The following is a 21,626-nucleotide window of genomic DNA, read 5'->3' as shown; positions in this document are numbered from 1 at the left end:
GCCGAAGGCGTCGATCGCCTCAGAACTTGTAATACGCGCTCACGTTCACCTGATTGCCGCTGGTGCGCGTGCGCGTCTTGCCGTTGGTGGTGGAGTCGAGCATGGAGTGGATCCATTCCAGGGCGAACGAGTAATCGCCCACGCTGTAGATCAGGTTCGCCGCCGCCTGACGATTTTTCAGCAGGCCGGTAGCGCCATTACCCAGCCAGCGGACCACCTCGTTGGCGTTGGGCTTGCTCAGGGCATAGAACAGATTGCTGCTCCAGTTCGGGTTGAACTTGTAGCCGCCCATCACGTAGCCGCCGGTGTCCTTGATGTCGCCAAATTGCGAAAGATCGCCAAAGATCTGTCCGATGCCGCGGCCGGTATAGACCACGCTCCTGAATACCCATGGGTCGGGTGTCCATTGGCCGCCCAGTTCGAACGCGGTGCTGGAGAACTCGCGTTTGATCGGTGTTGGCGCGCTGTTGCCCACGCCGGCCAGGTTGATCTGGCTCCAGTGCGCGGCGGCGAACAGCAGCCAGTCTTTGGGCTGCTCCAGGTGCAGTTTTGCCTCTAGCTGGGGTCGAAAGCCGGCATTGGCCGCACTGATGTAGTTCACCGGGTTGCCCGGACCGCTCCAGGTGCCCTCGAAGGCGCCGACATCCAGGCGCCACAGCGGGCCCGTGGAGCCATGGTTGAGATCCTGCGAGAAGATGATGCCCGGCAAGCGCCAGCCGATGATGCCGGTGCCGTAGCCCAGCGGAAAGGCGATGTGGCTGAGCGAAGTGGGCAGGTCATCCAGCGGAAACATCAGATCCCACATCTGGCCGATCTGGAAGTTGCTGCCGGTCAGCGGATTGGTCAGTGTCATGTAGGCTTGGCGCAGGCGGGGCAGGGGCTGTTGCTGTGAGTAGGGGCCGGTGCCGTTGTTGCCGCCGAAAAAATCCAATTCAAGGCGTCCTCCGCCGGTCCAGTCGCCGGCCACTTTCGCGCCGCTGAAGTCCAGCCAGAAACGCGTATTGCGGACATCCACGCCGCTAAGCCTGCCGGGCGCGCCCGGTATCGGGTATTCGGCGTTCTGGCCGTTACCGAAAGTGAAGTTCCTGCTCTGAGAAAACGCGGTCGCGTCGATGAAACCATGCAAGGCCACCGAAACGCCCGGCGCGCTGCTGAAGATCGGTTTGGCGGGCACCGCCGCCATGGTTTTTGCCTGCTGCGCCTGGACCTGTTGGGTCTGCTGGATCTGCGTTTGCTGCTGCGTCTGCTGGTTCTGCAATTGGGTCAGCGCGTCATGCATCTGCTTCAGATCTTGCTGCTGCTGATCGAGTTGCTGCTGCTGCTTTTCCACCAGGGCTTTCAGCGCCTTGATCTGGGCATCGCGCTGGTCGTTCTTTTGCGCGAAGGCGGGAGCGGCAACGGCCAGGTTCAGCGCGGCAAGGCTTAGAAACAGGGCATGTCGTTTCATGGCGTAGCTCATGACCGCAACCTCCCGCAATGGAATTGACGGAGTGCGTACCCAACCCGGCGGTTAACCAGGCTTCGTTACCCTTGCCGTGCGCTGATGTGCTGCAAGGCAGCAAGCAGCCGCGCAGGTTCGAATCCTGGGGCCGACTTTACGCATTTATGGCTAAAAGGCCAGTTGTTTTCCCTGCAAATCCGGCATCCGATGCGGAAAGGCGTCTATGGCGTTGGATGGGGCGTATTGTCCAGCAATGCTTGCAAGCGCCGCAGGTCTTCGGCCGTATCGACGTCCCCAAGGCCTTCCGACTCGAATAGCTCCATGCGCTGCGCTTCCTGCTGCAGTATCGCGCGCGCGCCGTGCTGGCCGGACAGGCTGGCCAAAGTCTTGAAGCAGTCGCGAGGAAACAGCGCTGGCGGCCCTAGTGTGCCGTGCAGGCTGGTGGCAAGAACGCGGTCCGGCGCCTGCTGATGACGCCGAAGCATGGCGCGCACCGATTCGCTATCCCGCATAGGCTGATCGGCCAGGCAGACGAGCACGGCCGTAGCCTGCGCAAACGCATGCATCAAGGCGTGCACGCCCGCGGCCAGCGAATGGCCCATGCCCAGTCGCCAGTCTTCGCAACGGATCAGGGTGAGCGGCAGATCGTCGAGCACCGCTTCGACCTCGTCGGCGTAGGCGCCGGTGACTACGCCCAGCGGCATGTCCGTCTCCAGCAACATGCGCGCCACGCGCCGCACCATCGGCTCGCCGGCAATCGGCGCCAGCTGCTTGGCGCCGCCGAAGCGGCTGCCCTCGCCAGCGGCAAGCAACAGGATAACGGGGGTATCTGCGTGCATGGATTCACCGTTGCAGCTAATGGATGGCGCCATCGTTGTCGCGCAGATGCCCGCCGCCGCGGCCGTTGACCACCGCCATGATTTCCGCGGCGATCGCCAGCGCGATTTCCTCCGGCGTTTCCGAGCCGATGTCCAGGCCGGCCGGCGCATGCACGTGCAATCCGCCGAGCGCCGGACTGTTGCGCATGCGCGCAACGCGTTCGCGTGAACCAAGCGCGCCAATGTACGCCACCGGCGCGTTGCGCAAGGCGGCGAGGTAGGCGATGTCCTGTTCGAGATTGTGCGTCATCACTACTACCGAACTGTGGGCATCGAGTGTGATCGCATCCTTGAGCTGCTGAGGTGTAGCGCATGCGGTATGCAAGCTTGCGGGAAGATCGCCGGCGCGGAGGCGGGCGGGATCGTGGTCGACCAGCGTGGTGCGCCATCCCAGCGCGCTTGCCAGCGGCAGCAAGGCGCGCGCCGCGGCACTGCTGCCGATCACCACCAGGGCGTGAGGCGGTGCAATGGCCTCCATCAATACGTCGGCCATGCCGCCTATCGATGGAATGCTAAGCGTGGTCGCGCGCCTTGTAGGCGATCTGGACGCATGCGACATGATGGCCTGCACGGTCGACGCATCACCGATGGCGTCGTACGCAACCCCATTTCCATTCCATACCAGCCTTCGTGGCATGACCGTATTGCGGTCCAACGCGAACAACGTAGCCATATGCAGCGTGCGCCGTTCGTCGAGACAGCGCGAGAGCGTGTCGATGAAATCCGTATCGCGGATCGCCAGCAGCGGCTCGACCAGCACTTCCAGTTCGCCGCCGCAGCCCATCTCGATCAATACATCCAGGCCCGATTCCGCGTTGTAACCGACCAGCCGTGGCTCGCCGCTGTCCATGACCTCCATCGCGCGTGCCACGATGTCGCGTTGCGGGCAGCCACCGGACAGCTCGCATACCACCTGGCCATCGCCCAATACCAGCATGCGGGTGCCGGGGCGGCGAAAGGTGGAGCCACGTGTGCGAGTGAGCGTGGCAAGCGCGGCTTTCGGTGCGGCCTGGGTGTGCAGATCGCGTAACGCTGCAATCAGGGTGGATAGCTCGTGGGCCGAATTCATCTTTGCTGTGGATGGACAAAAGGCGCAGAATCGATGGCGCTGATGGTGTCACGGCTTTGCCGTTCGATGCCATCCCGTGGTTTGGGTGCCGGCACGCCATTATCACGTCGGCTGTGTTGAATGGGTGGTTCCCAGTTGCGTGACTGAAAGCGCGCGAGTTTTAGGCAAGCGCCGGCGATTCAGGCACCACGCGGCTCCTGACGCAGTACGGAGGCTTGCATGCTGTCCTTGTCCGTCAACGGCCAGTCGTACCCGGTCGATGTACCCGATGACATGCCGTTGCTGTGGGTGCTGCGCGACGTCATCGGCCTGACCGGCACGAAGTTCGGCTGCGGCATGGCGCAATGCGGTGCCTGCACCGTGCATCTGGACGGCCAGGCGGTGCGCTCCTGCGTGCTTCCGGTAGGGGCGATCGGCAGCCGCGCCATCACCACCATCGAGGCGGTGGGCAATACGCCCAGCGGGCAGAAGATCCAGCAGGCATGGCTGGAGGTGGACGTGGTGCAATGCGGTTATTGCCAGTCCGGCCAGATCATGACGGCGGCGGCGCTACTGGCGCATACCCCCAATCCCACCGATCAGGACATCGACACGGCGATGGCCGGCAACCTCTGCCGCTGCGCCACCTATGTGCGCATTCGTGCGGCCATCAAGCAGGCTGCTACCGGCAAGGCCGAGGTCCTGCAGACGATCGACAGCACGCCGGAGGGAGCAGCGTCATGAGCAACGAATCCTTCCCGCAAGAGCCGGAACAGGCTGTCGACCTGCAACGTCGCCGGATGCTGCAATCCAGCGGTTTGGCGATCGCGTTCCTGTGGCTGGGCGGTACCGGCGCGGCCTCGGCGATGATGAGCGCCCGCCGGCAGCCCGGCGACACCGCGGCGGCGATGGCCGACGGCAATCCGCCCTTTGCGCCCAATGCTTTCATCCGCGTCGACAGCGAAGGCCCAGTACGGCTGGTGATGCCCAGCGTGGAAATGGGGCAGGGCATCTATACCGGCTGCTGCATGTTGCTGGCCGAAGAACTCGGCGTGGGCCTGGATCAGATCAAGCTTGAACATTCGCCACCCAGCGACGAGCTGTACGGTATTCCCGCGTTGGGCGGGCAGATTACCGGCGGCTCCACCAGCACGCGTGCCACCTGGTCGGTGCTGCGCGAAGCCGGCGCGGTAGCGCGCAGCATGCTGGTGAGCGCGGCGGCCGTACAGTGGCACGTGGACCCCGCTACCTGTGTGGTAGACCGTGGTGTAGTGCATCACCCGCCATCGGGGCGCAGTGCCAGCTTCAATAAACTGGCCGACACGGCGGGCCGGCTGCCCATGCCGGATAAGGTTGTGCTTACCGACCCCAAGGATTTCAAGCTGATCGGCAAGCCGATCAGGCGCGTGGACGCGTCGGACAAGGTGAAAGGCGCCACGCAATTCGGCATCGACGTGCGCGTGCCGGGCATGAAGGTCGCCACCGTGATGGCATGCCCCACGTTCAACGGCAAGCTTGCTTCTATCGATGACCAGGCCACGCGCAAGCTGCCGGGGGTGGTGGACGTATTGCGCCTGGATAATGCCGTCGCCGTGGTGGGCGAGCACTTCTGGGCCGCGAAGAAAGGCATGGACGCGCTGGTGATCGAGTGGAACCGGGGCGAGAACGCCAACCTCACCACGCGCCAATTGCAGGATGCTATCGCCGATAGTGCACGCAACGGCAAAGGTATTGTGGCGCGCGATGACGGCGAGCGGCCGCAGGGCACGTTGGTGCAATCGGAATACCAGTCGCCGATGCTTGCGCACGCGACAATGGAACCCATGAATTGCACCGTGCACGTCAGCCACGATCAATGCGAGATCTGGACCGGCACGCAGGTGCCGATGCGCGCCGCGCAGCAAGCGGCGAAGATCACCGGCCTGCCTGAAGAAAAAATCCTGCTGCACAACCAGTACCTGGGCGGCGGCTTTGGGCGTCGGCTGGAAACCGACTGGGTGGAGCAGGCGGTGACCCTGGCCAAACAGGTGCCGTATCCGCTGAAAGTGGTGTGGACGCGCGAGGAAGACATTCGCCAGGACCATATGCGGCCGATGTACCACGACGTAATCTCCGCCGTGGTCGACGCCAACGGCCGGCCGCTGTGGTTTGGCTATCGCACCAGCGGCGGCTCCGTGCTGGCGCGTTTCGCACCGGGTGCGATGGGCAAGGACGGTCTGGACAGCGATGCGGTGGAATGCGTGGTGCAGCTTCCCTACGACATTCCCAAGGCGCGGGTGGAGTGGATACGGCATGACATGCCGCCTGGCATCATTGTCGGCTGGTGGCGTGGCGTGGGGCCTACGCACAATCTGTTCGTGGTGGAAAGTTTCCTCGACGAACTGGCCCATCACGCGAACAAGGATCCGCTCGAATTTCGCCGTTCTCTGTTGCAGAAGAATGCACGTGCGCTGGGCGTATTGAATCTGGCGGCGGAAAAAATCGGCTGGGGCGCCCAGCCGTTGCCCCAGCGAGTAGGACGCGGCATCGCACTGGGCGAGCCGTTCGGCAGCCATGTATGCGTGATCGTGGAAACGGAAGTCACTCCGCAGGGCGAGGTACGCCTGCGCAAGGTGGTCGCGGCCATCGACGTTGGTATCGCCGTCAACACCAGTTCCATCGAGGCGCAGGTGCAGGGCGGCGTGCTGTTCGGGCTCAGTGCCGCACTGTACAGCGGGCTCACCATCAAGCACGGCGCGGTCGAGCAGGGCAATTTCAACGACTACCGCGTGCTGCGCATCAACGAGGCGCCGGTGGTGGAGGTGCACCGTGTGGTCAACGCCGAACCACCGGGCGGCCTGGGTGAAGTGGGCACGGCAATTGCCGCCCCCGCGCTTGCCAATGCGATCTTTGCCGCTACCGGCGTGCGGCTCTACCAACTTCCCGTGGATCGCGATCTGCTGGTGCAAAACCCTGCGGCGCTGAAGTCCGTGGCTTCGGCCGCCGCGACCGCGGGGAGGGAGATCGCATGAAACGTTTTCTCCTGGTGTTGGTGATCTTGGTGCTGATCGGCGCCGGCGCCTATCTGTATTTGAATCGCTCCGACAGTTCCACGGGCACTGCGCCGGCCATCGCTGGTGCCCCGCCCACGGCGAACGTGCTTGCGCGTGGTGAATACCTCACCAAGGCGGCGGACTGCGCCGCCTGCCATAGCGTGCCTGGCTCGGGCAAAGCCTTTGCCGGCGGTGTGCCGTTCCGCCTGCCGTTCGGCACCATCTACTCGTCCAACATCACGGCGGATGCAGCCACCGGCATCGGCAGTTGGAGCGACGATGATTTCGTGCGTGCTTTGCATGACGGCATCGGCAAGGGTGGTGAGCATCTGTATCCGGCGTTTCCCTACAGTTCCTATACGCTGCTGAGCCGCAGCGACGTGCTCGCGATCAAGGCCTATCTCTTCAGCCTGCCAAAGATCTCGCAGCCCAACCGGCTGAACGATCTTTCCTTTCCGTACAACCAGCGCTGGGCGATCGGTTTCTGGAACGCGGCGTTTTTCAAGAGCCAACGCTTCCAGCCCGATGCGGCACAATCGGCACAATGGAACAGCGGCAAATACCTTGCTACCGCCTTGGGCCATTGCGCCGAATGCCACACGCCCAGAAATGCCGCTTTCGCGCTGGATCACAGCCAGGAATTTTCCGGCGAAGTGCTGCAAGGCTGGCGCGCGTACAACATCACTTCCGATCCGGTGCACGGCATCGGTGCCTGGAGCGATGGCGATATCGCCAGCTACTTCTCCACCGGCCATGCCGATGGCCATGGCTCCGCCTCCGGCCCGATGGCCGAGGCGGTGGAAAACAGCCTGCGTTTCCTGCAGCCGCCCGATACCGGCGCATTGGTTGCTTACCTGCGCAGCGCGCCTGCACTCGCTGGGAAGGATCCGATTGCCGTCGATGCGAAGCCTGCGCCGGCCCTGGCTTCCAGTGACTACGCCTCCTCCGGAGATGCGCAGGCGGATGCGCAAGGCTTGAAGCTGTTCGAGGGTGCTTGCGCCAGTTGCCACCAATGGAATGGCAAGGGTCAGCAGACGCCGTATGCTTCCCTGCTCGGCGCACGCGGTGTGAATGATGTGCATGGCAGCAACATCACGCAGGTTCTATTGCATGGTTCCAGCCTGCGCGGCGAGGGTGCCAACGTGTTCATGCCGGGCTTTGGCAATGCCTATTCGAACACTGAGATCGCAGCGCTCAGCAATTACGTGATCGGGCACTTCGGCAACAAGCAGGGCACGGTGACGCCGGATGACGTGGCGGAGCGGCGCAAACAGTTGTAGCGCGTAGGCTGGGATGCTAATCCCAGCTTTCTTTCATGGCATCCCGATGCTGGGATTGTCATCCCAGCCTACGCGCTACCGCTAGCCCAAATGTCACCTGCAAGATCAGCCCATACAAGGCTATGCTCCCGCTCATCCGCGTAAAGGGAGTTGTTACCATGCATTCGCTGCACCGCATTCTTGCATTCACTCTGCTTGGCACCGCATCAGCGCTAATCGCCGCCCCCACCCAGCAGAGCGGCATCGATCTGGCCGGCATGGACCACGCCGTCAAGCCAGGCGACGACTTTTTCAGCTATGCCAACGGCACCTGGGTAAAGCACACCGATATTCCCGCCGATCGCTCCAGCACCGGTCCCACCGAAGCTTTGGAAGAGCTTACCGAGCAGCGCACGGCGGACCTGATCCGCAACATGGCGAGCACGCATCCGGCGGCGGCTTCCAACGAACGCAAGATTGCCGATTACTACGCCGCTTTCATGAACGAGACGGCGATCGAACAGCACGGCTTGTCACCCTTGAAGGCCGAGCTGGATGGGATCGATGCGATCAAGACGCGCGACGATCTGGCCCGCGTGCTCGGTGGCGAACTGCGGGCCGATGTCGATCCCGTCAATGCCACCCATTTCCATACCGAGCATTTGTTCGGTTTGTTCGTGGCACAAGGCTTGGAAGACCCCGCACACAACATGCCGTATCTGCTGCAGGGCGGTTTGGCGATGCCCAGCCGTGATTATTACTTGTCGCAGGATGCCGAAATGGCGGAGGCACGAACGAAGTATCTGGCGTACGTGACCGCCTTGCTCAAGCTGGCTGCTACAACGGATGCGCAAGCGCAAGCCAAAGCCATCATGGGCTTGGAAACCAGGATCGCGCAGGCCCAGGAAAGCCTGCTCGACAGCGAAGACATTCACAAGGCTAACCAGGTGTGGACCCTGGCCAACTTCGCGCAGAAAGCGCCGGGGCTGAATTGGAAGATCTATTTCAATGCGGCAAAGCTTGGCGACCAGCAGCGTTTCGGTGTTTGGCAACCGGCTGGCACGACCGGTCTCGCCGCCCTGGTGGCAAGCGAGCCGATCGATACGTGGAAGGCATTGCTGCGCTATCACGCGATCGACAAGGCTGCGCCGTTGTTGCCCAAGGCTTACGCCCAGCTGCATTTCGATTTCTATGGCACCACCTTGCGGGGCACGCCCAAGCAGGCGGAACGCTGGAAGCGCGCGGTGGATGCCACTAGTGGGGATTTGGGCGATGCGGTAGGCCAAGTCTACGTGAAGCGCTATTTCCCGGCCTCGTCGAAGACCAAGGTACAGGCGATGGTGAAGAGCCTGATCGCCACCTTCGACGAACGGCTCGACACGCTCGCCTGGATGACACCGGCTACGCGCGCCAAGGCGAAAGAAAAACTGTCTACCCTGCGGGTGGGCGTGGGCTATCCGGATACCTGGCGCAACTACAGCGAGCTGGCAATTCGCGCCGACGATGCGCTGGGCAATCATCGGCGCGCTGTCGACGAAAACTATCGCTACCAGCTGGCCAAGCTGCATCAGCCGGTCGATCGCGGTGAATGGTGGATGACGCCGCAAACGGTGGATGCGGTGAACCTGCCGCTGCAGAACGCGCTGAATTTCCCCGCTGCCATCCTGCAGCCGCCGTTCTACGACCCCGCTGCCGACGATGCCGCCAACTATGGCGCCACCGGCGCGACGATAGGTCACGAAATCAGCCACAGCTTCGACAACCTTGGCGCCGATTTCGATGCGCAAGGCCGGCTGGCGAACTGGTGGACAGCGCAGGATGCGGCGCACTTCCATGCCGATACCCAGAAACTCGCCGAACAGTACAACCATTACGAGGCGCTGCCGGGTTTGTACGTCAACGGACAGCAGACCTTGGGCGAGAACATCGCCGATGTTGCCGGCCTGGCTATCGCCTACGCGGCTTATCACCGCTCCTTGCACGGCAAGCCGGCGCCGGTGATCGATGGCCTCAGCGGCGACCAGCGCTTCTTCATCGCGTATGCGCAAAGCTGGCGTTCCAAAGTCCGCGATGCCGCGCTGCGCCAGCAGCTGGCCACTGATGTGCATGCGCCCGAAAGCATCCGAGCGCAGGCGGTACGCAATCTCGATGGCTGGTATCCGGCGTTCGAAGCGAAACCGGGCGAGAAGCTGTACCTGTCGCCGGATCAGCGCGTAAAGATCTGGTAGGCAGGTGCGGATGGACGATCAGCTGTCCCTTGAACAAAGTCTGGTGCAGTGGGAGCTGGACCTGCTGCAGCCGGAGATCCGGCATTCAGACGCCGTTGCGCGCCTGCTGGCGGACGATTTTATCGAATTCGGCAGCTCCGGCCGCGTATTCACCAAGGCAGACATCATCGCGTTGCTGCAAGCGGAATCGCCGCTAAAACTGGCAGCGTCGCAATTCGAAACGCGCATGTTGGCAGCGGACGTTGCACTGCTGACCTATCGGGTGAGGCGATGCTCGCAACCACCGGTGCTCAGCTTGCGCAGCTCGCTATGGCAGAAGCGGGGCGAGACTTGGCAGATGGTTTTTCACCAAGGCACGCTGATCCCCGGATGAAACGCGGATAGGCTGGGATTCTCATCCCAGCCTACAAAAACTGGCTGATCGTTTCCCTTGCGCAGAACGCTCGCCGTTGCGAAGCGTGTGATAAATGGTTCTGTTGTGAGGCAAGACACGACCTGAAGGCTTCCACGTAGCGAGCAAATAGCCGACGTCCTTTGACAGGATCGGCGCTTTGGGCAGGATCAGCCGCATACAGGCGTTCGATGAAAGAGCGTGGACCTACTTCGAAGTGCTGGTAATCGAGCGGATCGTTCCAGTCTCCGCCCCAAGTCAGAAGACCGTGGTACGCGAACAGGTCGGCCACCGATTCGGCCATGCCGGGGCGGTAATAGCCGTCCTGGTCCGGTCTTGCCCGATAGACGTTGCGATTGAGATAGTTGTTGCTGCCGCTGGAGGATGCGGTTGGGCGAACCAAGGCCATGCCCGGCTGTCCGGGCACGACATTGCCCTCGGCGTCTTCACGCTGGTTGGCATAGATGGCGGGGTTTTGCAGCGGGTTGATGTCAATGGCGACGCCATAGGCGTGCAGCGACCAGTTGCTGCTGGTCGCCGTTCGGCGGCCATTGAATGCGGAACTGTTGTTGTCGTTCATGGAGGCGAGGTCGTCGCCTTCGTAGGCCTCCATGGGCCTGGCCTTGTTGATGTAGAAGCCTTGGTCGACAAGCTGCTGCATCAATTGAGCCACTTGCGGGGCGATTACGTCGAGCACCACCAGTGTTCCGTCCTTTTTGATCCCTGCATCAGAGTGGTAGCTGAAATGCACGGAGCGCAGGCGTTGGCAGGCGACGGGATTGTCCGGTCGCAAAGTGTTGTGCTGCGCCATCGCTTGGCAATCGAGTGGGGAAAGCGGTTCGACGGTCGGCAGACTTGCGCTGGTGCCAGCCTGCACACCTCCCGCGACCATCATGAACAACGCTGTGTTGATCAGGCGTCGCATCTCAAACCTCCGTGTTAGGTAGGCTGGGATGTCAATCCCAGCATTTCCGTGCTGACAAGATCGCGATGCTGGGATTGCCATCCCAGCCTACGTCAGCTCTTGGACGAAGGCTTCTGTCCCGGCTTCGCCGCATCGGCTGCCATTTCCGCCGGTGCCGGCATCTTCTTGCCGGTGCTGGGCTTGGTCCACACTGCCACGTAATCCACCACCATGGAGTGGCCCGGCTCGGTCTCCGGTGTGGGCGTGGGTTTCCAGCCGGCCATTACGAACGAGAAGCCACCGCCCATCGCTACGTCCAATAGCAGGAAGTAGCCGTGCTGCTGGGTGAGTTCGCGCCAGGTCTCGGCCGAAAGCTGGTTTTCCGCCACTTGATTGATCAGCTGGCCGTCGACGAACCAGCGCATGCGCTCCGGTGTGACGCTGCGATCCCACTCGAATGTGAAAGTATGCGGGCCGGCGGTGCAGGCTTCATGCGGGCAGGGCAGGCGGGCGCCGATGCCGATCGGTTCACCGCACGGGCCGCCGGGATTGATGCCGCAATGCAGGATGCCCCAGGCAGCGTCGAGGCCGTTGACGCTCTCCATGATGTCGAACTCGCCGGACTTGGGCCAGGCCATGGTGGTGCGGTAGTTGCTGCCCAGCGCCCAAAATGCAGGCCAATAGCCGAGTGCACGCGATCCGGTCACATCCGGCATCTGGATGCGCGCCTCCATGCGCAACGCGCCGCCGTCGGGCGCGTTGAAGTCGTCGCGAATGGTCTCGATGCGTCCGGACGTCCATTGGCCGCTGGCGTCACGCTGCGGCGTGATCAGCAGATGGCCCTGGCCATCCAGGCGCAGGTTGGACGGATCGGCTGCGAAGTTCTCGATTTCCGAGGTGCCCCAGTTCACCGGACCGTTCGGATAGCCATGGCCGGTGTCGATGCGCCAGTTGGCCGTCGAGGGCAGGGAGCCGGCCGGACCGGCGAAGTTGTCACCCCACTGCAACTGCCAGCCGGGCGGAGTGGGAAGGTCGATGGCTCGCGCGTCGCGGCTGAAGCCCATGAAACCCGCGCCAAGCACGCATGCTGCAGCAAGGGTGGTGACGGCGGAGGAGATTTTCTTGATCTGCATAAACTACCGGGATGAGCAACGTCCGTCCTGCGGCACGCTCTCTACTGTGCCGACCCGGCGAGGCCGGGCAGGCGGACAAAAAAACACGGGGAAAGGACGTCCCCTGCACACGTTCTTAATGTGTCTTGCTTTGAAAAGCAAATCTGCCGCGCAAGTCTCAGCGTGGAGCAATCATTGCAATATTTCGCTGAGAGGCGCTTGTGTGGCTGCTGGCAATGACACCTGCAATAGTTTGGCGATGGTGGGAGCGACGCGCAAGTTGCTGATTACGCCCAGTGCCGCGCCGTGCCGTACGTGGGCTCCAGCAGCAATGAAAAGCGCTTGCATGTCTGCTTCGCTGTTGAGATAGCCGTGTCCGCCGCGGGCTGGATTGACGTCCGTGATCAGCTGCTTGCTGCCATCCGTGAAGGAATAGCCGGCCTTGGCGGCAAGGTACAAATCGGGTGCCTGGTCGGTGGAGCCGGGTGTGGGAAGGCCGAGCTGATTGGCATCGCTCGCGGTATAGGCCGCGGCGACGCCCGGCAGCTTTTCGAAGTCGGCCTTGAGCTTGGGTACCAGTGCGGCGCGTTTGGAGCGGTCGCGAATATACAGCGAAGCTTCGCCACCTTCCGGCTGAATCCATACGTCGCCCCGGTAGCTGCCTTGCACGCTGTGGAGCAAACCCTGTCGCACCAGTTCGGCATTGGGATGGATGAGATGCGTGTAATCGGCAAAGCCGTGATCGGAAGCGATCACGAACGTGATGCGATCGAGCAAGCCCGCTTTGCGCGCTGCATCGATCAGATTTGCGATGCATGTATCCGCATAAGCATAGGCAGCATAAGCGGCCGGTGAGAGCGCGCCGTATTCGTGTTGCAACGTATCGGTTTGCAACAGATGGAACAGCAGCAGGTTGGGAGTGTGGCGAGTAAGGATATCGATGGCGGCATCGGTCCAGATTTCATCCCGCCACGCCGGTGTGCTGTCGTCGCCGAACGTCGCCAGTTGCTCTTTCGTGACCAGACCTTGCGCGATCAGGTCCCGCGCAATCAAGCCATTCGCATCGGGCTGTTCGGCAAACGACCATTGCACATGCTTGGCATCGTAGATTGCCACCCAATCCACCTGGCCCGTGCTCATGCCTTTTTCCGCTAGCGCGTCGTATAGCGTGCGGGCGTGTACCAGTTGATCTTTGGGCGTCCAGGGTTTCACTTGCGGCTTGCTGCCGTCCGGCGGAAACGTGATAAGGCCGTTGGCCATTACATGATGCTCGCTGGCGTTCACGCCAGTGATCAGGGTGGTGTGATTGGGCCAGGTCACGGCAGGATTGATTGGCTGCATGGCCTGCGCGTAGACGCCTTCCTGCATCAGCTTGCGCAGCGTGGGCATGGGTAGCTTCGGGTCTCGCAGTGCGCGCGCCGGAAAACCGTCGATGGTGATGAGCACGACAATGGGGCCGTGGGTGGCGGCCGTACCGTCGTTGTGGAATGTCTGGGCGTGGACGGCGCCCAGGGACGCGAAGGCAAGCATGAAGGCGAGCAGTTTGCGCATGGAGCACCGGTGGTGGGCAAAACATCCTGAGTCTATCGGATGCCCCTTGCAGGTGCTTCGATCACGAAGCGGCCGAGCGCATAGGCTGGGATGCTAATCCCAGCTATCCATACGGCATCCCGATGCTGGGATTGTCATCCCAGCCTACGCGCGCCATTGTGCCTAGGGCGCCGTCGCCCCCAGCCCATACTTGGCGGCGCGTGCGTCGATTTGCGGATCGATGGCATGCGCGGCAACCAGGTCGGCGTGGCCTGCATCCGTCTGGCCTTGGCGGATTTTCGCCAGGCCCAGGCCATAGCGCGACCAGGCAGAATGCGGGTGCTGCGCCAGGGCCTGCTCGTAGGCCTTGATGGAGTCCGGGTAATGTCCCAGCCGCAGTTGAACCAGGCCAAGGCTGTCCAGATAGGCTGGGTTTTCCCCGTCACGCCTGATCGCCTTGCGGCAATCCTTCAATGCCTCGTCCAGCATCTGGTTGCTCAGGCTGCGCGCCCAGCAGCGCTCGTTGAGGGCGGAGCCAAGCAGTGCGTCATTGCCATGCAGGCGTATCCAATCGTCCAGGTAGGGCAGGGCGTTCGCTGGTTGTTCGAGTTGAATGTACAGCGAGGCAATCCGGCGCGCTTGCGCTGAGCCTGCAGGCACCAGGGCGCTGGCCGCCGTCACGTCGGCAACGGCTCCCGTGCGCTCCTCGTGCGCCAGGCGAAGCTCCGCACGCAGCAGCAAGGCATCAGGGTTTTTAGGCTCCAGGCCAAGGGACTTGTCCAGGTCGGCGAGCGCGGCAGCGGGCTGCTTCTCAGCCATCAACGCCCTGGCACGGGCCGCGTAGTAAATGGCTTGGCCAGGGGCCAATCTAATCGCTTCATCCAGGTCGGCCATGGCCGCTTTCGATTCGCCGCGGGAAAGGTGCGCCTGGCCACGCAAGGCGTAATCATTCGCGGTCTTGGCGCTGTCGCCGGCAGCGGCGTCAGCGTGCTCGTCGTCGCCCTGCGCCGCGGCTAACGTAAACACGCGCCCGCCGTTGTAGGTGAAATAAACCTTCTTCTGGCTGTTGGCGATGAACATGTGATGCGCAAGGATAAAGTCCACGCCCAGCAACATGTCCGTATTGCGGTCGCCAATGCTTCCGTCAATCACCTCCATCTGGCTGTGCCCGATGGTTTCGGTTCCGACCGTGAACGTATCGACAGGTACGATCCAGGTCTTGATCACCTTGCTGCCGACGCCATAGGTGGAGTTGCCCTGTTTGACCTCCGGCGCCTTCAGATCGATGCCGATATGCTCGGCCGCATCGCGGGTGAGAATGGTCGACGAAGCCCCCGAATCGAGCAGCGCACGCACCTTCTTGCCGTTGATGGTTACGGTCAAAAAAGTACGCCGGTCGCTAGCGTTGTCGGTCGGCTCGATATCGGCTATTCGGTAGTTACCGTCCTTGGTCCAATACGCCAGCGATGTTTTATCGCAGTGGTCCTCTTCGAACAGGGTTGCCTTGCCATTGGCCAGGTCCAGTTCCAGGTCGACGGCATCGAGCAGGTTGGCGCCCAGCAAGCCGTGACCGGCGTCGCTACCACCTACAATAAAGTCAACTTTGTGTAGCGTCGAATCGAGGACGCCAAACTCCTTGACGTCGGTGTAGCTGGCGTCCGAGGAGCCGCCGATGCCACCGATGCGAACGCCATCGGGCAGGGCTCGCGTCCGCAAGCCCAGCGAAGTGGCGGCAGCCTTTGACATGATGTTGTAGAAGGCCCCGGTGTCCAGGGCAAGGCGCGTAGGGGTGCCGTTGATTTTCACCATGGTGGTGGCTTGCCCCCCAAGCATTTCCACCGGCAAGGTGCCGTATTTCCCCAAATGGCAAGCGCTCCCCCAAGCCTGGCTTACCAGCAAAACACCCACGCACGCACAGCAAAAGCGCAGCATCCGCATCGTTCTCCCCTCTTCCATCGGGGCATGGTCGCAGAATGTTCGCCGGGTCGTCGAGTGCCGGCTGGGAGCAAAAGGGAGTAGGCATCGACGGACGCAGTCAGGGCAAGCTACGGTACCTCGATCGTTTGCTTGTGCAGCACTTTGTCATCGCCCACGACAAAGCTCAATTGATAGCTGCCTGGCCGCAGATAGAGATTGCCCGTGGGCACGGCCTGCGTGCTGCTGTATGCCGCTACACCCGAAATGGAAACAGTCATTGGCGGCAAGTCCAGCAGCATGCGGTCGGCGGGAATCGCATCCGCTCCTTCGTTGCTGTAGCGCGCTTCGACCAGGCAGGCGTAATGGCCACGGCAGCCATCCGCGCTTACCAGGCGTGGATGGCGCAGACCACCCAGGCTCAGCCAGGTTGGCCGGCCGCGTTCCAGTTTCTCTGGCGGAAAGAAGACGGTGACATCGTAAGCCGAACGCAGCGACCATGGTTTGCCCTGCGCATCGACGAATACGATGGGGGCCTGCGGCTGCAGCTGCTTCATCACCGCCGTGTAATACGGATGATCGTTCTGGCTTGAGGGGTGCGGGTACATCGCCGTCTGGTCGACGGCGAGCATCGATGCACCGCTAAGCTTGTACAAATGTTCGGCCATCGATTCACCGCCGAGATAGACGCCCGATTTCACGATGTGTTCGTAGCCGGCATTGATGACCAGCCGCGCGTTGGGATCGTGCTTGAACACACTGTCGTAAAGATGACGCGCCTGTTCGGCCTCGCGCTCATCGGCACTGCTGGTATTGGACGTGGCTTCGTATGCGATCACCTTGAAACCGAGCTTAAGCGCCGTGCGTACCATTTCGCCATACACCGGTTCCTGGGTGTAGAAGCCGCTGTCGACAACGGGATAGCCGCGCGTTTGCAGGTTGGTGTCGCTTTGCGCAAGCGTTTCGGCGGCAAAGTAACGGAAGCCCTGGGCATACAGGCGGCTCAGCAGCGGCACGGTAAGGCTGCGTGTCAGCGCCACATTGTGCGCTTCGTTGAGTAGTACCACCTGGTAGTTCTTGGCCAGGTCGGGAATGGCATCCAGCGCAGGCCGGGCGGCATAGCCGTTTTCCAAGGGCGATGGCTTGTCGCTTGCCTGCGGCAGTTGCGCAATGGAAAAGCTCTTCATGGCCAGCGGGTAGTCGCCGAGAAAGCTCAGGTACCAGGCGATGTATTGCCCGAAGATCAGGCGGAAGGCGGGGGAATCATCGCCGGCATAGGCTTGGCGCATGCGCATGTATTGGCCCAGCAGGCCTTTGTGGTGGCTGGCCTCGGCCATGATCCGGTCGGCCTTCGCACCCGCGGCGGCCTGCTGCGCCTGCCATTGCGCGGCCGATTGGGCGTGGACGGCTGCTGCGGCACAGGTCAGCCACATTCCATATCCCAAGGCGGTGCTGCGGCGTATCGTCATGGCGTTGCGATTCACCTCTGTCAAGGCTCGCTTGCGATCATGGACTGGCCGGTGCCCGCGTCCCAATAGCCACTTTCCGGCGGCGCGGTACGGCCATTTTGCGCTCAGGTGGCATCTAGGGATGCTCTGATCTATTCCATGCACCTGTCACCACACTGTATGCCGTCTGGCGGAGCGTAGGCTGGGATGGCAATCCCAGCATCGGGATGTCGAATGGAAAGCTGGGATTGTCATCCCAGCCTACGCTCACGGCTTGTGGCGCTGATAGGGCCCGGAGCTTTGTGTATTCCGATCGCCGCCGCGCGTAAACGATAATCGACGCCTTTGAGTCGCCTTGCTGGAGCCTGCCCATGAAATCCCGTGCCGCCGTAGCCTTTGCCCCTGGCAAGCCGCTGGAAATAGTCGAGATCGATGTCGCCGCGCCCAAGGCCGGCGAAGTGCTGGTCAAGATCACCCACACGGGCGTTTGCCATACGGATGCCTTCACGCTTTCCGGCGAGGACCCCGAGGGAGTGTTTCCGGCCGTGCTGGGCCATGAAGGCGGTGGCATCGTGGTGGAAGTGGGCGAGGGCGTCACCGGCTTGCGGCCCGGCGACCACGTCATTCCGCTGTACACGGCCGAATGCGGCAAGTGCAAGTTCTGTCTTTCCGGCAAGACCAACCTGTGCCAGGCGGTGCGCGCCACGCAGGGCAAGGGCCTGATGCCGGACGGCACCACGCGCTTCTCGTACCAGGGCAAACCCATTTACCACTACATGGGTACCAGCACGTTCAGCGAATACACCGTGGTGCCGGAAATTTCGTTGGCGAAAATCGACACGCAGGCGCCGCTGGACCAGGTGTGCCTGCTCGGTTGTGGCGTCACTACCGGTATCGGCGCGGTCCATAACACCGCCAAGGTGGAAGCGGGTGCGACGGTGGCGGTGTTCGGCCTGGGCGGCATCGGCCTGGCGGTGATCCAGGGCGCGGTGCAGGCCAAGGCCGGGCGCATCATCGGGGTGGATCTGAACCCGGACAAGTTCGCGCTGGCGCGCGAAATGGGGGCAACCGATTGCATCAATCCCAAGGATCATGCTCAGCCGATCCAGGAAGTGATCGTGGCGATGACCGATGGCGGCGTGGACTACAGCTTCGAATGCATCGGCAACGTGGACGTGATGCGCGCCGCGCTGGAGTGCTGCCATAAGGGCTGGGGCGAGAGCATCATCATCGGCGTGGCCGGCGCCGGCAAGGAAATTCGCACGCGTCCGTTCCAGCTGGTGACGGGCCGCGTATGGCGCGGCAGTGCCTTCGGCGGCGTCAAGGGACGCAGCCAGTTGCCAGGCATGGTGCAACAGGCCATGCGTGGAGAAATCAGGCTGGAGCCTTTCATCACGCACCGCCTGCCGTTGGAACAGATCAACCAGGCCTTCGACCTGATGCACGAAGGCAAGTCGATCCGTACCGTCATTCACTTCTGAGGGGATGGCATGGAACGTATCGAACGTCACGCCTGTTGCGGTGGTTGGCAAGAAGTTCACCGTCATCGCTCCAAAGCGGTGGACGGCGAGATGCGTTTCGCCATCTATCTGCCGCCGCAGGCGCAAACGCAACGAGTACCGGTGCTGTACTGGCTGTCCGGGCTTACCTGCACCGAGCAGAACTTCATCACCAAGGCTGGCGCGCAGCGTCACGCCGCGGAGCATGGCGTGGCGATCGTGGTGTGCGATACCAGCCCGCGTGGTGAAAATGTGGCGAACGACGCTGCGTATGACCTGGGGCAGGGCGCCGGTTTTTACGTCAATGCGACCGTGGCGCCGTGGTCACAGCATTACCGCATGTACGATTACGTTGCGCACGAACTGCCAGCGTTGATCGAACAGCATTTTCCGGTAACCCGGCAGCGCGCCATCAGCGGCCACTCCATGGGTGGGCATGGCGCGTTGACCATCGCGTTGAAGAATCCCGGGCGTTATTGCAGTGTTTCGGCGTTTTCGCCGATCGTGGCGCCGGCACGCGTGACTTGGGGCGAAAAGGCGTTCAGCGCCTACCTAGGCAGCGATCGGGAAACCTGGCGCGCTTATGACGCTACCGAACTGGTGAGTAGCGCCAATGAACAGTTGCCGCTGTTGGTCGATCAGGGCGATGCGGATGAATTCCTGCACACCCAGCTGCAACCGGAACTGTTGCAAGCGGCAGCAGAGGCGGCGGGGCATCCGTTTGAGCTGCGCGTGCGTGCTGGCTATGACCACAGCTACTACTTCGTGGCCAGTTTCATTGGGGAGCATGTGGCTTATCACGCGGCGGCGTTGCGGGGGTAGGCAGGAATGACTATCCCTGGCGCGCATCTACACAAAATCTTCACGTTGTAACGCGGTTTTTCATGATCCAGCAGCTGTTTGGATCCGCTTTCACGGATGTATGCTAGGCCCGCGACCCGGAGGGGAGAATGGCGCGAGGCGCCAGGGTCGTGTCCGTTCGAGCGTTTCAGTTGGTCCAAGTCCACTGTCGTGCCGCGCTCATGAACCTAAACGACCTGCTTGCCCCGCCAACGAGCCAGCCTTCTGCTTCTCTCTTGAAGCGGGTGGCGGCTGTGCAGATGGCCAGTCTTTGTGTGGCTGCGCTGATCGCGTTGCTGGTCTTGCTGGCATGGATGTTCAAAGATCTGCGTCCGGGCTATCCGCATGGCTGGTATCTGATGAAATTCGATACCGCCGCCGGGATACTGTTGAGTGCGGCAAGCCTTCTGCTGCTGTCTTCCGGGCGGGCGCCATCGCGCTTGTGGTCCGGCCGCGCACTGGCCCTGTTGATCCTGTTACTGGCTGTAGCACCTCTGTATGAGCATTTGAGTGGACGCTCCACTGGCCTGGACACGCTGGTCGTGACCGATCCGACCAGCGACAAGCCGGGACTGATGTCGACGCAGACGGCGGCCTATCTGCTGTTGATGGCGCTGAGCCTGCTGATCGCCACGCTACCGCATCGGCTGTCCGGTGTGACGGTAGTCGTGCTCACGCTACTGCTCGCCTTGCACACGCTGATTATTTTTTCCGGCTATTGCTACGGCGCGGTACAGTTGTTCGGACAAAGCATGTCCACGCGCACGTCGCCGCATACTTTGCTGTGCATGCTGCTGCTGGCGGTTGCGCTGATCGGCTGGCGCACGCAACTGGGTTATTTCTCGGCGCTATCCGGGCAAGGGCTCGGCAGCCAGCTGGCGCGCAAGGTGCTGCCTTTGGTGCTGCTGCTGCCGTTCGTGCTGATGCTGATCAGCAGCGCCATGGCGAGCGCGGGTTGGCTTGCGCCTCAGGTGGCGGTAGGTCTGACCATCGCACTGATGGCGGCGGCGCTGGCCGCGCTCGTTGCGCTGATGGGCAGGCGCATCAATCATCTGGAGCAGGGATTGCGCGAGCTGTCGCTGAACGACGAGCTGACCGGGGTGCTCAATTTCCGCGGTTTCGAATGGCTGGGCGAGCAATCCTTCCGCGAGGCGCAGCGCAGCCGCACCGTGCTGACGCTGTTGGTGTTCAGGGTCGAGGGCGTCAAGGAAATCAGTGATACCTACGGGCAGGAAGCAAGTTCGCATTTGATCCAGGACATGGCGCGCATGTTGCGGGAGAGCTTCGATCCGGCGGACATCGTCGCTCGCACCGGCAACGATGAATTCGTGGTGATCACCAAGGATGAGAACACCGGAGGCGTGATCGCATTGATGCGCATTGGCGAAGCAATGGAAGCCTTGAACGCCGCCGGAGGCTCCTACAAGGCGCGTTTCAGTGTCGGCGAGGCAACCAGCGATCCGGATGCCGACGAGTCGTTTCATGACTTGATTGAAAAGGCCGGCCTCAGGCGGCGAGAGCGCTGGCGCGTCGAGCACGTGCTGTCCGGCGAGGGCGACAGGAATGTCGCCGCGCCGCCACGTTCAGCCAAACTCCAGCACTCTTTCGACGATGCTTCTTCGTGAGTTTGGAGCGCTTGCCTAAGTTACACTCCGGCCTCTTGCGAAACTACAGGATCGAGGGACGACCATGAAGTTCGAGGGTGGATGCTATTGCGGCGCGGTGCGTTATGTGGCGGAAGGGGAGCCGGTGCTGAAAGGCGAGTGTTATTGCCGCGAATGCCAATACATCAGCGGCGGTGCCCCGCAGCTGTTTCTCGCGTTGCCGGCCAACACGTTCGGCTATACCCAGGGAACCATCAAGGCCTATTCGCGCAGTGACCTGGAACAGCCGGTCACGCGAGAATTCTGTCCGGAATGCGGTACCCATCTGGTCACGCGGCGCCCGGACATGCCATTGGTGATCCTGAAAGTGGGCACGCTGGATCAACCCACGCTGTTCGGTAAGCCGCAGATGGCGATCTACACCTGCGACAAGCAGGTTTTCCATCGCCTGGCCGAAGCCATGCCGGCGTTCGAGAAGATGCCGCCACACTAGGGATG

Annotated in this window: 17 protein-coding genes; 9 read left to right on the top strand and 8 right to left on the bottom strand. The window is 62.1% G+C overall.

The genetic code is table 11. The annotated features are described in order from the left end of the window. Window positions 1–19: 19 nt before the first annotated feature. The 3 genes from QQJ96_RS05440 to QQJ96_RS05430 all read right to left on the bottom strand — a co-directional run bounded on the left by QQJ96_RS05440 (window position 20) and on the right by QQJ96_RS05430 (window position 3,388). Complete coding sequence (locus QQJ96_RS05440) at window positions 20–1,447, bottom strand: hypothetical protein (protein WP_284330950.1); 1,428 nt, start codon at window positions 1,445–1,447, stop codon at window positions 20–22. 215 nt (window positions 1,448–1,662) lie between these two features. Further along, window positions 1,663–2,280, bottom strand: a complete 618-nt coding sequence (locus QQJ96_RS05435; protein WP_284330949.1) for a nucleotidyltransferase family protein — start codon at window positions 2,278–2,280, stop codon at window positions 1,663–1,665. 16 nt (window positions 2,281–2,296) lie between these two features. Then, complete coding sequence (locus QQJ96_RS05430; protein WP_284330948.1) at window positions 2,297–3,388, bottom strand: XdhC family protein; 1,092 nt, start codon at window positions 3,386–3,388, stop codon at window positions 2,297–2,299. Between the two features lie 219 nt (window positions 3,389–3,607). Here QQJ96_RS05430 and QQJ96_RS05425 point away from each other — a divergent pair, with 219 nt between their 5' ends. The 5 genes from QQJ96_RS05425 to QQJ96_RS05405 all read left to right on the top strand — a co-directional run bounded on the left by QQJ96_RS05425 (window position 3,608) and on the right by QQJ96_RS05405 (window position 10,259). Further along, the gene (locus QQJ96_RS05425; RefSeq protein WP_284330947.1) at window positions 3,608–4,111 is read left to right on the top strand and encodes a (2Fe-2S)-binding protein; all 504 of its coding nucleotides are present in this window, start codon (window positions 3,608–3,610) and stop codon (window positions 4,109–4,111) included. After that, window positions 4,108–6,378 (top strand): xanthine dehydrogenase family protein molybdopterin-binding subunit, encoded by a 2,271-nt coding sequence (locus QQJ96_RS05420; protein ID WP_284330946.1) that lies wholly within the window; start codon window positions 4,108–4,110, stop codon window positions 6,376–6,378. Before QQJ96_RS05425 ends, QQJ96_RS05420 begins: the two co-directional genes overlap by 4 nt. Beyond that, on the top strand, window positions 6,375–7,679 hold the full coding sequence (locus QQJ96_RS05415) for a c-type cytochrome (RefSeq protein ID WP_284330945.1): 1,305 nt from the start codon (window positions 6,375–6,377) through the stop codon (window positions 7,677–7,679). Before QQJ96_RS05420 ends, QQJ96_RS05415 begins: the two co-directional genes overlap by 4 nt. 158 nt (window positions 7,680–7,837) lie before the next feature. After that, the gene (locus QQJ96_RS05410) at window positions 7,838–9,886 is read left to right on the top strand and encodes a M13 family metallopeptidase (RefSeq protein WP_284330944.1); all 2,049 of its coding nucleotides are present in this window, start codon (window positions 7,838–7,840) and stop codon (window positions 9,884–9,886) included. A 10-nt stretch (window positions 9,887–9,896) separates the two neighbouring features. After that, on the top strand, window positions 9,897–10,259 hold the full coding sequence (locus QQJ96_RS05405; RefSeq protein WP_284330943.1) for a nuclear transport factor 2 family protein: 363 nt from the start codon (window positions 9,897–9,899) through the stop codon (window positions 10,257–10,259). A gap of 31 nt (window positions 10,260–10,290) precedes the next feature. Here QQJ96_RS05405 and QQJ96_RS05400 read toward each other — a convergent pair whose 3' ends face one another. The 5 genes from QQJ96_RS05400 to QQJ96_RS05380 all read right to left on the bottom strand — a co-directional run bounded on the left by QQJ96_RS05400 (window position 10,291) and on the right by QQJ96_RS05380 (window position 17,206). Beyond that, window positions 10,291–11,202, bottom strand: a complete 912-nt coding sequence (locus QQJ96_RS05400) for a M15 family metallopeptidase (protein ID WP_284330942.1) — start codon at window positions 11,200–11,202, stop codon at window positions 10,291–10,293. 92 nt (window positions 11,203–11,294) lie between these two features. Then, window positions 11,295–12,314, bottom strand: a complete 1,020-nt coding sequence (locus tag QQJ96_RS05395; RefSeq protein WP_284330941.1) for a glycoside hydrolase family 16 protein — start codon at window positions 12,312–12,314, stop codon at window positions 11,295–11,297. Between the two features lie 171 nt (window positions 12,315–12,485). Next, a complete protein-coding gene (locus QQJ96_RS05390; RefSeq protein ID WP_284330940.1) occupies window positions 12,486–13,844 on the bottom strand; it encodes an alkaline phosphatase family protein in 1,359 nt (452 codons plus the stop codon). 162 nt (window positions 13,845–14,006) lie between these two features. After that, complete coding sequence (locus tag QQJ96_RS05385) at window positions 14,007–15,731, bottom strand: aspartyl protease family protein (RefSeq protein ID WP_284330939.1); 1,725 nt, start codon at window positions 15,729–15,731, stop codon at window positions 14,007–14,009. Window positions 15,732–15,868: 137 nt separating this feature from the next. Then, entirely contained in the window at window positions 15,869–17,206 is a 1,338-nt protein-coding gene (locus QQJ96_RS05380) for a hypothetical protein (protein WP_284330938.1), read from the bottom strand. 350 nt (window positions 17,207–17,556) lie between these two features. Between QQJ96_RS05380 and QQJ96_RS05375 the strand changes: the two genes are divergently transcribed. From QQJ96_RS05375 to QQJ96_RS05360, 4 genes are all read left to right on the top strand, one after another. Continuing rightward, the gene (locus QQJ96_RS05375) at window positions 17,557–18,666 is read left to right on the top strand and encodes an S-(hydroxymethyl)glutathione dehydrogenase/class III alcohol dehydrogenase (protein ID WP_284330937.1); all 1,110 of its coding nucleotides are present in this window, start codon (window positions 17,557–17,559) and stop codon (window positions 18,664–18,666) included. A 9-nt stretch (window positions 18,667–18,675) separates the two neighbouring features. After that, window positions 18,676–19,506 carry an S-formylglutathione hydrolase gene (fghA, locus tag QQJ96_RS05370; RefSeq protein ID WP_284330936.1) on the top strand — a complete coding sequence of 277 codons (831 nt, stop codon included), beginning with the start codon at window positions 18,676–18,678 and terminating at the stop codon, window positions 19,504–19,506. A 200-nt stretch (window positions 19,507–19,706) separates the two neighbouring features. Further along, window positions 19,707–21,149, top strand: coding sequence for a GGDEF domain-containing protein (locus QQJ96_RS05365; RefSeq protein WP_284330935.1), 1,443 nt, complete (start codon window positions 19,707–19,709; stop codon window positions 21,147–21,149). 64 nt (window positions 21,150–21,213) lie between these two features. Next, on the top strand, window positions 21,214–21,621 hold the full coding sequence (locus QQJ96_RS05360) for a GFA family protein (protein WP_284330934.1): 408 nt from the start codon (window positions 21,214–21,216) through the stop codon (window positions 21,619–21,621). Window positions 21,622–21,626: the final 5 nt, after the last annotated feature.

Origin of the sequence: Dyella flagellata (genome assembly GCF_030160275.1) — a bacterium.
In the GTDB taxonomy this organism is placed as follows: Bacteria; Pseudomonadota; Gammaproteobacteria; order Xanthomonadales; family Rhodanobacteraceae; genus Dyella_B; species Dyella_B flagellata.
The sequence above is the reverse complement of the archived record's forward strand: the minus strand, read 5'-3'. Positions and strand labels throughout refer to the sequence as shown.

Excerpts from the sequence above, each read along its gene's own strand:
- QQJ96_RS05395 (WP_284330941.1), bottom strand. The coding sequence starts at position 12,314 with ATGCAGATCAAGAAAATCTCCTCCGCCGTCACCACCCTTGCTGCAGCA.
- QQJ96_RS05380 (WP_284330938.1), bottom strand. The coding sequence starts at position 17,206 with ATGACGATACGCCGCAGCACCGCCTTGGGATATGGAATGTGGCTGACC.
- QQJ96_RS05400 (WP_284330942.1), bottom strand. The coding sequence starts at position 11,202 with ATGCGACGCCTGATCAACACAGCGTTGTTCATGATGGTCGCGGGAGGT.
- QQJ96_RS05435 (WP_284330949.1), bottom strand. The coding sequence starts at position 2,280 with ATGCACGCAGATACCCCCGTTATCCTGTTGCTTGCCGCTGGCGAGGGC.
- QQJ96_RS05430 (WP_284330948.1), bottom strand. The coding sequence starts at position 3,388 with ATGAATTCGGCCCACGAGCTATCCACCCTGATTGCAGCGTTACGCGAT.
- fghA (WP_284330936.1), top strand. The coding sequence starts at position 18,676 with ATGGAACGTATCGAACGTCACGCCTGTTGCGGTGGTTGGCAAGAAGTT.
- QQJ96_RS05410 (WP_284330944.1), top strand. The coding sequence starts at position 7,838 with ATGCATTCGCTGCACCGCATTCTTGCATTCACTCTGCTTGGCACCGCA.
- QQJ96_RS05390 (WP_284330940.1), bottom strand. The coding sequence starts at position 13,844 with ATGCGCAAACTGCTCGCCTTCATGCTTGCCTTCGCGTCCCTGGGCGCC.
- QQJ96_RS05415 (WP_284330945.1), top strand. The coding sequence starts at position 6,375 with ATGAAACGTTTTCTCCTGGTGTTGGTGATCTTGGTGCTGATCGGCGCC.
- QQJ96_RS05365 (WP_284330935.1), top strand. The coding sequence starts at position 19,707 with ATGAACCTAAACGACCTGCTTGCCCCGCCAACGAGCCAGCCTTCTGCT.
- QQJ96_RS05360 (WP_284330934.1), top strand. The coding sequence starts at position 21,214 with ATGAAGTTCGAGGGTGGATGCTATTGCGGCGCGGTGCGTTATGTGGCG.
- QQJ96_RS05425 (WP_284330947.1), top strand. The coding sequence starts at position 3,608 with ATGCTGTCCTTGTCCGTCAACGGCCAGTCGTACCCGGTCGATGTACCC.
- QQJ96_RS05440 (WP_284330950.1), bottom strand. The coding sequence starts at position 1,447 with ATGAAACGACATGCCCTGTTTCTAAGCCTTGCCGCGCTGAACCTGGCC.
- QQJ96_RS05405 (WP_284330943.1), top strand. The coding sequence starts at position 9,897 with ATGGACGATCAGCTGTCCCTTGAACAAAGTCTGGTGCAGTGGGAGCTG.
- QQJ96_RS05420 (WP_284330946.1), top strand. The coding sequence starts at position 4,108 with ATGAGCAACGAATCCTTCCCGCAAGAGCCGGAACAGGCTGTCGACCTG.
- QQJ96_RS05375 (WP_284330937.1), top strand. The coding sequence starts at position 17,557 with ATGAAATCCCGTGCCGCCGTAGCCTTTGCCCCTGGCAAGCCGCTGGAA.